The organism is Nocardia xishanensis NBRC 101358, from assembly GCF_001613365.1.
Classification (GTDB): domain Bacteria; phylum Actinomycetota; class Actinomycetes; order Mycobacteriales; family Mycobacteriaceae; genus Nocardia; species Nocardia xishanensis.
In genome coordinates, this window is the sequence record NZ_BDCF01000043.1 from 18,978 (window position 1) to 31,051 (window position 12,074).

Here is a 12,074-nt window from a genome sequence, read left to right on the forward strand (position 1 = left end):
CGTTCGACAACGATGTGTACGACACAGATGTTCACGACGAATTTTGGGGGGCAACTCGATGAGTGATCTCTCGGTCGAGACCGAAGCGGTCCGGGCTTTCGCCACGGAGAACGCCGGGATCGCCGGACAAATCTCCGCGGCGGCCAATACGGACCTCGTGGGTCAGCTGGCCGCGATGACGCCGGTGTTCGGCATGATCGGCGCCGACTATCTGCTGAGCTTCGCCGCGGCGCAAGTACTGCAGGCCAAGGACATCAACGATCTGTCGGCCAAGTACGCCGACCTCTCGTACAAGGCGTTCAACGCCGCCTCGCTCTTCGAGGCCACCGACGGCGGCAACGCCGGTGCGATCAATATGCAGGCCGGCGAGATCGGAGGCGGGGCATGAAGCCGCTGGATCCCTCGCCGACGGGCCTCATCGCGCCGAGCGAGCCCGCCGCGGACTCGCTCGGCCACGCCGCAGCCGGTGCGAATCATGCTGTCCCCCCGTCGATTCCGACGGATCAGGCGCTCATCGATCTGCCACTGCCGCAGTTGCCCCAGGACATCCCGGCCATCGAACCGCCGGAATTCGTATTGTCGCGCAAGGTGAGTGAAGACGCGCCCGCGCTCGGCGCGACGCCTCCGGGACTGCCCGGCCTGAACGGTGCGCCCGCGCCGGAGGCTCACGACATCCTCAGCGGGCTGCCCACGGACGTGGAAAGCCTGCTGGGCGGGGCGAACACCGCGATCAGCCACGCCGCCGCACAGGTGCAGGACGCCGCGAACAGCCTGCTCGGCAGCGCGAGCGGCATGCTGGGCGGCAATCCGTCCGCCGCCGCCACGTCCGCCGCGGCGGCGACACCGCAGCTGCCCACGCTGCCCGAGCTGCCCGCCGACCCGATCGGCGCGTTGATGAACGGGTTGCAGATCCCGGCATTGCCCGGCGTCGACCTGCTGTTCAAACCAATTCTCGACCTGCTCAGCAGCTTCGGCACCGGCATCTTCGGCGCGCTCGACCCGACCGCGATCCTGAACCAGTCGTCCCAGATCATCGAGACGGCGATGCAGATCGGCAAGGGCAGCCTGGCCACCGTCGAGCAGCTCTGGGAGGGGCAGGCGTCGCGCCAGGCGCAGGCCGCGGGCCAACAGGCCAACCAGCAGGGGCAGGAGGCCAGTCAGCGCGGTTTCGACATCTCCGAGCTCACCCAGCGGGCGGCGGCCGTCGTGCAGCAGGGCAACGCCCAATTGCTCGGTATCGCAGGCTCTTTCGCGACCCAGGCGACCGCGATGGCGCCGGTGATCCTCACCCCGCCCGGACAGGCCGCGCTGATCGCCAGCGCGACCGAGCACCTCGGGCAAGCCGTCTCGGTGGTCAACCTGACCCGAGGCGATCTGGCGGGAAAGACCGCCGAACTGAACGGCGTCGTCGCGCAGTTGCTCGGCCAGAGCGGTTTGCCCTCGGCGCAAGAAGTGGCGCAGGCGGCCGCGCAGAACATCGGCGAACCCCTGTTGTCGCAGGCGCAGGACGCAGCGACGCAGGCGGCGAGCAGCAGCAGCCCGAGCGGCGGTCTCAACACGTCGACCTCGACGATCCCGTCGTCGCTCAACAGCACCGGCACCGCGGGCACGCCGGGCTCGCCGGGCGGTCTGCTCGGTCCGCTGGGTCGTCCCGGTGGCCCCGGCCCCGGCGGCCCGGGGCCGGGTTCCTCCGGACTGCCGAGTATTCCGGGCCTGCCCGGAGCGGCGGTCCCCGCCGTCCGCCCCATCGGCATGCCGGGCGCGACACTGCCGACCGGCCTCGGCGCGGCGACGACGCCCGCGGGGACCGGCAGCTCGTTCATGGGCGGCTCGCCGGCCGCGGCGGGCGCCCGCCAAGGCGACGACGAGCACTCGCGCAATGTGCAGCCGTACCAGAGCCGCACCGGCAACGACGATCTGACCGGCCCGCTCGGCGAATCGACACCGGACGTCATCGGTGCGACGCACACCGACGAACTGCTCAGCTCGGATTACGAGCAGGATCAGTTCTAGGGTTCCGCAACGGATCTCGCGACGGCGCCCTCTCCCGAGGTCCGGGGGAGGGCGCCGTGCCGAAGTCGCGCTTCCCGCCGAAGGTAGGCCCCTCGTATGCCCGGCTCCGACCGGTGGGTGAGTGTGCGGGCGTGGCGGATGTGGAGGTTGCTGGGTTATCGGCCCAAGCCCTCCAGTACCGAGGTCACTACCGTGTGGGCGCTGTCGACGACGTCGTCGAGGGGTTGGCGGAAGTCGCCGAGCACCCAATGCTGGGCGATCATGAGGACGGCGCCGACCAAGCCGGTGGCGATGGTGCGCAGGCGCGGGTGCGGCACGGATTCGATGTCGATCATCGGGGTGGCCAGTTCCAGGAAGGTATCGACGAAAGATCCGGTCACCCTGCGATAGTCCGCGTCTACCGCAGGGCTGATGCCGAGTATTTCGAAGAACACGATCCGCGCGATCCTCGGGTCTTCGGCGATGCCGCGGAAGAAGCCGGTCAACGCGCCGTGTACGACAGTTCCGATGGTGCCGGGGTGCGCGGCGGCTCCGTCGACGATGTACCCGCGCAGCCGATCGGTGGCGACGGTGTACGCGGCGAGCAGCAAACCCTCACTGCCGTCGAACGATTCGTAGACGTAGCGCTTGCCCACGCCTGCTCGCGCACAGACGGCGTCGATGGTGGTGTTGCGGTAGCCGCGCGTGCCGAATTCCTCGATCGCCGCGTCGACGAGCCGGGCGCGACGCTGCTGTTGACGCTGTTCGGGCCCGGCGCCCCGGTATTTGCGGCCGGGGACGCCGAACTCGGAGACGGTCACGCCACCATGGTGGCACCGCCGTCGGTGTGAGACAAGCCACGCCGAGCGCAGGGCTCGCCGGAGGGCCGTCACGTTCGGCTCACCAGCCGGGATCGCCCTCGACCGGGATGTTGACCCAGCTGGGTTGTTCGGGGTCGAAGACGAGATGCTGTGGCCGCAGGCCGCTCTCGTTCAGCAGCGGGCGCAGCGGGATGCTGCTGGGGAAGTTCCCCGCGAAGACGTCGATGCGGAGCCGATGTCCCGGCTGGAGCACGCCGTCCGTGGCGAAGAGCCCGATATCGAGCACGGTCGGCTCGCCGGGGACGACGGGCTCCCGGCTCGCCAGGGTGAGGATCGGGTACGGATCGGTGTAGTCGCCGTTGGGGGAGCGGGTGGAGGCGGCCTCGTCGACGGCGCGGAGGGAGGCGGTGCGCTGGCCGGTGGTCCACACCGTCGAGTGCCCGTCCGGCGCGACATCGTTCACGGTCACGGTCCAGTAGCCGTCCGTGGCGTCGAGGACGGTGTTCAGGTGAACGGCGAGCGGACCGGAGATCTGGGTCGGCTGGTTCACCGGCGCCGTCGTGAAGGTCAGCGCGTTCACCTCGCTGATCCGCGCGTCTTCGGCGCAGATGTCCAATGCCGAGACGATGCCCGCCGTTCCGTGCGCGGCATCGCGCGAGCACAGGGTGGCGAGGCCTGGCGCGATCGTCATCCGTGCGGGTCCGCCCGGCGCCGTGCTCAGCGAGCCGTCGCCCGCGGCGGTCGGCGCGGTGCCCGACGGTACCGCGTTCAGGTACAACCGCCGGTACTCCATCCCCGGGCGCGGGAAGGACGGGCTTGCGCTCCATCCACCGCCCTGCTGCCACGACGTCACCTGGTCGTAGCCGTCGATGCCGTTGTCGATTCCCTTGAGCCACTTGTCGAACCACGCGCGTTGCAGGACGTCCAGGGACGGCGGCGCGCCCGGGTCGCCCATACCCGCGCCGGTGGTGACGTGGTAGGTGTTGCCCATCACCAGCTTCTTCTGGCTGTCGGCGACGTCGATGGCGTTGTACACCCGCGGTGAGGAGTAGGTGAAGATGTCGTGCCAGCCGCCGTAGATGAAGGTCGGCGTCTGGATCCGCTCCGGATGTCCGACCCACGCGGTCCGCAGCGGGCTCTCGTCGTCGAGCACCGCCAGCATCTCCGGCGGGATCTGGTCGATGCTCGGCGTGACCAGCGCCGCGATGACGACGTTGAAGAAGGTGAACGGATCGCGGATACGGTCGGCCAGCCACGTCCAGTCGAACCGGCCGCTCAGCATCGAGACCACGTCGGGAAGCAACTTCGAGGCGTTGACCGCGAGCAGCCATTCGGGGATGAAACCGATGCCGAGTGCGCCACCGGGCGCCGCGACGTCGCGGATGAGGTCGCTGCCCGGCACGATCGGGAAGATCGCCTGCAGCGCGGCGGGTCTGCGCTCGGCGGTCTGCAACTGGTTGACGGCGGAGTAGGAGATGCCGCTCATGCCGATCCGTCCGTTGGACCACGGCTGGTTCGCCGCCCAGTCCACCACCTCGGCGCCGTCTTGCTGTTCGCGATCGCCGAAGACCTGCCAAATGCCTTGGGAGAAACCGGTTCCGCGCACGTCTACGACGACCTGGGTGTAACCGCTCTGGATCAGCTTGCGGTCGACGCCGAAGGTGCGGGCCGCGCCGCCGGGCAGGGCTCGCATCAGATCACTGAGCCCGCCCATCCCGAACGCCGAGAAGTCCAGATTGCGCAGCACCTGCATCAACGGGTCGGCCAGCCCGGGAATCGCCAGTGCGGAATCCGCTAGGTTCGCGACGAGTTTCGTGTAGGGCGTCAGGCTGACGACGGTCGGCGTCGGCTCCTGGATCGGCTGGCCGGTCGCATCGGCGGGGTGGTAGACGTTCGCCTTCAGCACCGTGCCGTCGCTCATGGTGATCGGCACGTCCCATTCGATGAAGACGTGCGGATATTGCGGCGGCGCATTGTGTGTGGCGATGAACTGGGCGTCGAGCCCCGCGCTCGCCGGCGTCGACTCGGCCGGAGGCGCGGACACCGCCCCACCGGCCATCACCAGGAACGCGGACAGCGCTGCGGCCGCCACAGCGATCGGACCCCGACGTCTGATCATGACTTGCCAAACCCTCCCACAATGAGGAACTACTTCGTTCCCGTAAGTGACGCAACGGTAACCTACGCCACGATTCCGCGCCACCATGACCGGGTTCACATCGCGTCGCGCCGGTTCGTCTTCTCGAACAAGGTCTGGCGGGAATGTTCTCCCGACGGTGCAGTGACACTCGGTCGCCGGCTACATACGGTGGTTCACCGGTCCCCGCTCCAGGGGGCGATCTCATAAGCCGGGGAAGGACGCGGTGCGGTGGTTGGCGTTTCGGACCCGATGCGTCTCGTGGCGGGCACGATCAGGTTCGAGGGGTGTGCCTGCTGATGAGCCTCGGCGCCTCCGAAAAGTCCTCCACTACTTCCGATTCGGAGCCCACAGGCCGCGGTCCACTGTCGCGCACGACGCGTCGGATGACGACCCACCCGCGCGCGGTGATCGCGGTCTGGCTGTTCGTTCTCGCGCTGTGCGGGCTGGGCTACCCGGTGCTCGAATCACGGGTGCAGGCACCGGATCTCACCGTAGATCGCGCCGAATCGGTCGCGGTGCAACGTCTGATCGCCGAGCACTTCCCCGGCCTGCGGGCCGAACAGGCGCTGCTGGTATTCGATTCCGACACGGCCGTCGTGGACACCGCCGACTACCGCGCCCAGATCGAGCGGGCCCGGCGCGCCGTCGAATCGGTCGGCGGCATGACGGTGCTCACGGCACCCACCGATCTCGCTGCGCGACAGCTGGTTTCGTCCGACGGCCGGACCGCATTGGCCGTGGTCGCGATCGAGGGCGATCAGTCGCACCGCGTCGCCGTCTCCGGAGATGTGCAGGACGCGCTGTCCGCGCTGCCCGGTCGTGACGTGGTCCGCGTCGATCTCACGGGCTACACCGCGATCCAGAACGATGTGATCATCGCCGAGCAGGCCGACGCGCGCCGCGCCGAATCGCTCGGCGTTCCCGTTGCTTTCGTGCTGCTGACGCTGGCGCTCGGCGCGGTGGCCGCGGCGTCGCTGCCGATCCTGATGGCCGTCGCCGGGCTGCTGACCTGCACCGGAGTGCTGTTGGTCGCGAGCACCGTGACCTCCGTCGACCCGCTGATGCTGTCCATCGCGGGCATGATCGGCCTCGGTGTCGGCATCGACTACGCCCTGTTCGTGGTGAGCAGGTTTCGCGAGGAGCTGTCGGCGCGCGGGGTGACCTCGCGGACGGACACCGACGGGATCCGCGCCGCCGTCACCGCGACCATGGCCACCACGGGCGGTATGGTCCTCGCCTCCGGTTCGGTCGTGATCGTCTCGCTGTGCGCGCTGATCGTGGTGCCCGCCGGAGTTTTTCGCGGCATCGTGCTCGGCGTCGGCGTGGCCGTAGCGACGGCGATGCTCGCGGCGGTGACCCTGCTGCCCGCCGTTCTCACCGAGCTCGGCCCCGCGGTGAATCGCTGGCGGGTGCGCGGCCGGTCCATCGACTCCGACGACAGCGACGCCGCCCGCCGGTGGGCGCGCCGGGTGATGCGCAGGCCGGTTGCCTTCGGCCTGGCCGCCGCGGGCCTGCTGGTCGTGGCGGCGCTGCCGCTGAGCAGCCTGCGCACCGGTTTCGACCTCGGCATCGCGTCGCTGACCGAGCACCCCTCCGGTGTCGCGGCCCACACGGTCGCGGCGAAATTCCCGCCCGGCATGCTTTCGCCGATGGAGTTCGTCGCGACCGGACCCGACGGTGGTCCGCTCGACGCCGAGGCGGCGAGCGCTGTGCAAGTCTTCGCCGACGAGCTGCGCGCCGATCCCCGCGTCGCCGCGGTGCTGGCACAGCAGTCGGGCGGCCGCGTTCATCTGACCGTCGTGACTCGCACACAGATCGACTCGGCCGCGGGCTCGGACCTGGTCGCCGAACTCGACGCGCGGGCGCATGCCGTGTCGGCCGCGAATCTGCGGATCAGCGCGGGTGGCGCGCCCGCCGGTCTGCTCGAGATCGGCGACGCGGTCCGCGGCGCCTACGTACTCGTCGTCGTGATCACCGTGCTGTGCGCGCTCGCCTTGCTGGTGGCGGTCTTCCGCAGCGTCGCCGTGCCGGTCAAAGCCGTCGCGGTCAACCTGCTCGCCACGGCGGCCGCGCTGGGCATCACCGTCGCGGTGTTCCAATGGGGCTGGGGCGAAGCCCTTTTCGGCTTCGAGAGTCCCGGTTTCGTCCAGGTCGTGATGCCGCTGATCGTGTTCGTGATCCTGTTCGGCCTCTCGATGGACTACGAAGTGTTCGTCATCCGCCGGATCAGGGAGAACTGGGACGCGGCCGCGTCGCGCGGCGCGACCGATACGGTCGCCGCCAACCAGGACGCGGTCGCCGACGGGATCGGCGCGACCGCCAAACCCGTCGCGGTCGCCGCCGCGATCATGGTGGTGGTGTTCGCCTGCTTCCTCACCGCGAGCACCCTGGAACTGAAGCAGCTCGGTTTCGCGCTGGCCGTCGCGGTCCTGCTCGACGTGGTCGTCGTGCGACTGGTGCTGGTACCGGCGACCCTGCGGTTGCTCGGCCGCTGGAACTGGTGGCTGCCCGCCCCTGGTCAGCGCAAGCGGACGTCGAGCCTGCGGTAGAGCGGGACGAACGCGTTGAACCGGTAGCGGCGGCGGGTGATCTCCCAGGGGCGGCCCGCCGCGAGCAGCGTCGCCAGGAAGCGCGTCAGCTGCGCGTGGGTGAGGGCGGCGCCGAGGCAGAAGTGGCTGCCGCCGCCGAACCAGAGCTGCCGCGTCCGCGCCACATAACCGAGATCGAGGTCGAACCGGCCGACGGAATTGTCGATGTACCAGGTCATCACCTTGACGCGGTCGCCGGCGCGCAATCGCCTGCCGTCCAGTTCGACGTCGCCGACGACGCCGCGCCCGACGACCGGCATCGAGCTCGTCACCCGAAGGCCCTCCCGCACCGCGTCGGGGATCAGGTCCGGGTCGGCCAGCAGCCGATACTGATCGCCGGTGTCGTACAGCAGCGCGACCAGCCGCCCGATGGTGCTGGCGAGCGTGACGGTCCCGGCCACCGCGAGCAGCACGGCGAAGCCGCCGATCCACTTCGTCGCCTGCCGCCACACCAGCGGTCGCAGGGCGTCCAGCCGCAGGGCCTCCAGTCGCGAACTCAGCCGCATCAACCGGTAGAAGTCGTACCCGGCGAGCAGTTCGTCCGAGCCGTCGCCACTCATCGCCACCTTCAGACCTCGGTCGCGGGCGAGCGCGGTCAGGTCGAGGAAAGGGGAGGCGACGCCGCCGTACCAGAACGGAGATTCGAAGTGCCACATGCTCTTCGGCAGCAGCTCGCAGACGCGCGCTCCGGTCGTCTCGGACTCCACGTTCGGCACCCGCAGCCACCGCGCGACCAGCCGCGACATTTCGGTCTCGTCGTGGATCGCGCCGGAAAGCCGCACGCTGAGCGTGGTCAGCGGCGCGCCGCAGCGCCGGGCGGCGACGGCGGCGATGGCGGACGAGTCGAGCCCGCCGCTGAGCGCGACGCCCGCGTCCACCTCGCCGGGAACGCGCTTGGCGACCGCGGCGGTGAACCGCTCGCCGAATGCCTCGATCGCCGCGCGCCCGGTGAGCAGCGGCGCGTCCGGGTCGACGCGCTGGAAGACGCGGAAGTAGCGTCGGCTCCGGATGCCGTCGGCGTCCGCGGTGAGGACGGTGCCCGGTTCCAGGTCCCGCACGTCACGCCAGAACGTGCCGGGCGCGATGGTGTGGCCGTAGAACAGGCAGTCGCTCAACCCCTGCGGGTCGATCTCGGGCGGGCAGGCGCCGGAGGCGAAGATGCCCTTGATCTCCGACGCGAATGTCAGGCGGGCGCCGCGCACGTGATAGAAGAGCGGTTTCACCCCGACGCGGTCGCGGGCCAGCGTCAGCGTGCGCCGGGCCGCATCCCAGATCGCGATGCCGAAATCGCCGTCCAGGTGTTCGACGAACCGGTCCCCGTACTCCTCGTACAGGTGCGGGACGACCTCGGCGTCGCTGTCGCTGCGGAACCGGTGCCCGCGCGCCGCCAGCGCGCGGCGCAACGCCTTGTGGTTGTAGATCTCGCCGTTGAGCAGCGCGCGGATCGAACCGCTCTCGTCGGCGGTGGGCTGCGCGCCGTGCCGCACGTCCACGATGGACAGGCGCTGGAATCCCAGCGCGGCGTGCCGGTCGTGCCAGGTGGCATGGTCGTCGGGTCCGCGGTGGCGCAGTACCGCGCACATCGCGGCGAGCGGACCGGGATCGACCGGCGCCTCGAAATCGACGATGCCGCACACGGCGCACATGTCAGTCCTGCCCGACCGCGGTCGCGGGCGCGAGCAGCCCGTCCAGCTCGGCGACCGCGGCGTCCAGCGCGGCCGTCAGGTGCTCGATCGGCGGCAGCTTGCCTGCGGCGCCGAGCACGCCGATGAACAGCTCGTCACGGTAGCCGAAACAGGTGAAGTTCAGGGCGTTGCCGTGCATCAGAAGGGATATCGGATACATCGCGTCCAGGCGGGCGCCGTCCCAGTACAGCGTGTCCCGTGGCCCGGGAATGTTGGAGATGCCCATGGGGTGTGAGGACGGAGCCGACCGTATGCCGAGCAGCAGCGCCAAGACCCACGGGAAGGTGGTCGCCAGCCCGTAGCCGATGACCGCGCCGGGCGACATCGCGCCCATGTGCCGCTTGGCGGCGTCGATCGCGTCCTTGACGGCGGCGAGGCGGCGCACCGGGTCGGCGACGTCTGTTGCCAGCGCCGTGAACATCAGGCCCGCGCGAGTGCCGACCCGCTGGTCGCCGTCGCGCAGATCGGTCGGCACACCGGCGGTGAGCGGGCCGTCGGGCAGTTCGGCGTGATCGGTGAGGTAGCCGCGCAACGCGGTGGCGACCAGGTACAGCACCAGATCGTTGACGGTGCAGTCCGCGGCGCGCGCCAGTCGTTTGATCTCGTCGAGCCGATAGCGGCGCAGCGAGAGATCGCGCGCGCCGGTGATCGGACCGTCGAGGACGGAGGGCGGCTGCCGGTAGGTCTGCTGCGCGGTCGGCTGTCCTGCCTTGCGCCGCAACGCATCCCGTGCCGCGCCGGCGACCCCGGACAGTATCGCGAAGAACCCGTGTACGGCCGCGAACAGCGCACGGATCCGGCCTGTCCGTTCCCGACGGAGGCCGGTTTCGGGGCCGATCGAGAAGAAGGGCGGCAGATCGCGCGCCCGCGGGTCGGTGGACAGCCCGCCGGTGATGACGCGCACCAGCGAAACACCATCCAGCAGACTGTGATGCGCCTTCAACACCACGGCGAACCGGTCCTCGGACTGGCCCGTCACGAAGTGCAGCTCCCACGGCGGCTTGCTCAGGTCGAGCTGCTCGCGGTGGATGCGCGTCACTAGCTCGACCAGTTCGTCGCGACCGGTGCCCGCGGGCAGCCGCCACGTCCTGATGTGATCTGCCGGGTCGACTTCGTCGACTTCCCTCACCAGAGCGAGGGATTCGGCGAGGCGGCCGCGTGCCGGCCGCAGATTCCACGGCGGCGGCGCGGTGAACGGAGCGGCGTGCCGCGCGTGCCAGCGGCGAACGAATCCCTCGGCATCGCCGTCGGGAGAGTGGAATTCCATCAGGAACGCCACATGCATCGGCATCTCCGGCGACTCCAGCGACAACCAGGTCGCGTCGGTCGCCGACAATCGCTTGACCGCCATACGGCTCCTATCCTTCGAATTCGCGGTCGGCCGCCGGTCGTGGCGCGAGGTCGAGCCGCAGGCCGACGGGGATCACGGCGAAATGGAACCGGTCGTCGGGCGGCGGGACGCCGTCCGGGAGCCGGAAATCGAATGTGCGGCAGGTCATCGCGGCCACGCTCTTGACCTCCAGCATCGCCAGGCCGCGTCCGGGGCAGAACCGCGGTCCCGATCCGAAGGGGATCGCGACGTCGGGGCGGTGCGCCCTGCCGTCGGCGTCGCGCAGCCACCGTTCGGGGTCGAACCTGTGCGGATCGGCGAAGTTCTCCTCCCGGAGGCCCGGATACCGCACGTTGACCAACACCCACGTACCCGCGGGCAGCGCGATGTCGCGCAGCACCGTGTCGTGCACGGCCTCCATGAGCAGCAGGGGAGTGGTGGGTTGCAGCCGCATCGACTCGGCGACAACGGCTTCCAGATACGGCTGGCGATCCAGCGTCGACGGTATCCGGGTGATCTCCTCCCGGATGCGTTCCTGCGCTTCTGGTTCGGAGGCCAGGTGATAGAGCAGCCATGCTGCGGCGTTGCTCGTGGTGTCCTGTCCGGCGATCAGGATCGTCAGCGCCTCGGCGAAGAGTTCGTCGTCGGTGAACGATTCGCCGCCGTCGTGGGCGAGCAGGAACGCTTCGATGAAGTTCGTCGGCTGTTCCGGCACGGCGGTGCGCGCACGGGCGACGACCGCGTTCACCTCGGTGCGCAGCGCCTCCAGCGCCCGGTCCAGCGCATGGTCGGCGGGCAGCTTGACCCAGCGCCAGTACGGAAGCGGAATGTTCAAGCGGCGGTTGAGCATCGGGAAGACGTGCTCGAGGTGCTGCTGGATGACATCGCCCGACTGCTCGAGGGTGTTGATGTCGTAGTCGAAGGTGAGCTTCGCCGTCACATCCACGGTGTAGCGGGTCAGATCGGCGCGCACGTCCTCGGGCGAGGCCGCGAGCCAGCGCCGCCGGAGCCGCTCGGTGATCCGCTCGAGCGTGGTGTGGAACCGCGTGAGATGGGCGGCGTTGAAACCGGGCATGGCGAGCCGCCTGCGCCGCCGCCACGCCTCGCCTTCTGAGGAAAACAGCCCGTTGGAGCCCATCTCGCTCATGATCGACTCGATCGAGGACTGTCGCCGGTAGGTTCCCGGCCGCTGCCGCAGGATCTCCTTGCTCAGTTCGGGGTCGCCGACCACGACCAGCCGCCTGCCGGGCATGGTCAGCCGGTAGACGGAGCCGTATTCCGCGCACCAGTCGTCCAGTTGCCGGTGCAGTCGCGTCGGGGTGAGCTGCGGGAGATTGCCCAGCACCGGCCAGCCGTCCGGGCCGGGGAGATCGAGGAGTGACATCGGTGCGCGGAGCGGGGCGGACACCGGCCCGAGCCTAATCACGAATCGAGCGCCCGGCGCAATCGGAGAGGGCAATTCATCGCGGGAAACGAGGTTCGTGCCTAATGTTTGTCGCGAAGTAGCAACAGGCGCAG

8 protein-coding genes are annotated in these 12,074 nt (G+C 69.7%); 3 read left to right on the top strand and 5 right to left on the bottom strand.

The window, feature by feature from the left end; all coding sequences use genetic code 11:
• Positions 1-58 precede the first annotated feature (58 nt).
• Both NX1_RS26390 and NX1_RS26395 read left to right on the top strand, forming a co-directional pair.
• Positions 59-388 carry a type VII secretion target gene (locus NX1_RS26390; RefSeq protein ID WP_068064663.1) on the top strand — a complete coding sequence of 110 codons (330 nt, stop codon included), beginning with the start codon at positions 59-61 and terminating at the stop codon, positions 386-388.
• On the top strand, positions 385-2,013 hold the full coding sequence (locus NX1_RS26395) for a hypothetical protein (protein WP_068064666.1): 1,629 nt from the start codon (positions 385-387) through the stop codon (positions 2,011-2,013). The genes NX1_RS26390 and NX1_RS26395 overlap by 4 nt, the downstream gene beginning before the upstream one ends.
• Before the next feature lie 155 nt (positions 2,014-2,168).
• Here NX1_RS26395 and NX1_RS26400 read toward each other — a convergent pair whose 3' ends face one another.
• Complete coding sequence (locus NX1_RS26400; RefSeq protein ID WP_068064669.1) at positions 2,169-2,813, bottom strand: TetR/AcrR family transcriptional regulator; 645 nt, start codon at positions 2,811-2,813, stop codon at positions 2,169-2,171.
• Positions 2,814-2,892: 79 nt separating this feature from the next.
• Complete coding sequence (locus NX1_RS26405; RefSeq protein ID WP_068064672.1) at positions 2,893-4,932, bottom strand: CocE/NonD family hydrolase; 2,040 nt, start codon at positions 4,930-4,932, stop codon at positions 2,893-2,895.
• Between the two features lie 404 nt (positions 4,933-5,336).
• Here NX1_RS26405 and NX1_RS26410 point away from each other — a divergent pair, with 404 nt between their 5' ends.
• Entirely contained in the window at positions 5,337-7,502 is a 2,166-nt protein-coding gene (locus NX1_RS26410; RefSeq protein WP_084501781.1) for an MMPL family transporter, read from the top strand.
• Here NX1_RS26410 and asnB read toward each other — a convergent pair.
• From asnB to NX1_RS26425, 3 genes are read right to left on the bottom strand one after another with little or no spacing between them, the layout of a single operon-like run.
• Positions 7,472-9,187, bottom strand: coding sequence for an asparagine synthase (glutamine-hydrolyzing) (gene asnB, locus NX1_RS26415; RefSeq protein ID WP_068064675.1), 1,716 nt, complete (start codon positions 9,185-9,187; stop codon positions 7,472-7,474). The two genes, NX1_RS26410 and asnB, sit on opposite strands and share 31 nt — an antisense overlap.
• Before the next feature lies 1 nt (position 9,188).
• Positions 9,189-10,577: a wax ester/triacylglycerol synthase family O-acyltransferase gene (locus NX1_RS26420; RefSeq protein WP_068064678.1), complete on the bottom strand. Its 1,389-nt coding sequence runs from the start codon at positions 10,575-10,577 to the stop codon at positions 9,189-9,191.
• Between the two features lie 7 nt (positions 10,578-10,584).
• Positions 10,585-11,964: a cytochrome P450 gene (locus NX1_RS26425; RefSeq protein WP_084501775.1), complete on the bottom strand. Its 1,380-nt coding sequence runs from the start codon at positions 11,962-11,964 to the stop codon at positions 10,585-10,587.
• Positions 11,965-12,074 lie beyond the last annotated feature (110 nt).

Excerpts from the sequence above, each read along its gene's own strand:
- asnB (WP_068064675.1), bottom strand. The coding sequence starts at position 9,187 with ATGTGCGCCGTGTGCGGCATCGTCGATTTCGAGGCGCCGGTCGATCCC.
- NX1_RS26410 (WP_084501781.1), top strand. The coding sequence starts at position 5,337 with ATGACGACCCACCCGCGCGCGGTGATCGCGGTCTGGCTGTTCGTTCTC.
- NX1_RS26390 (WP_068064663.1), top strand. The coding sequence starts at position 59 with ATGAGTGATCTCTCGGTCGAGACCGAAGCGGTCCGGGCTTTCGCCACG.
- NX1_RS26395 (WP_068064666.1), top strand. The coding sequence starts at position 385 with ATGAAGCCGCTGGATCCCTCGCCGACGGGCCTCATCGCGCCGAGCGAG.
- NX1_RS26420 (WP_068064678.1), bottom strand. The coding sequence starts at position 10,577 with ATGGCGGTCAAGCGATTGTCGGCGACCGACGCGACCTGGTTGTCGCTG.
- NX1_RS26405 (WP_068064672.1), bottom strand. The coding sequence starts at position 4,932 with ATGATCAGACGTCGGGGTCCGATCGCTGTGGCGGCCGCAGCGCTGTCC.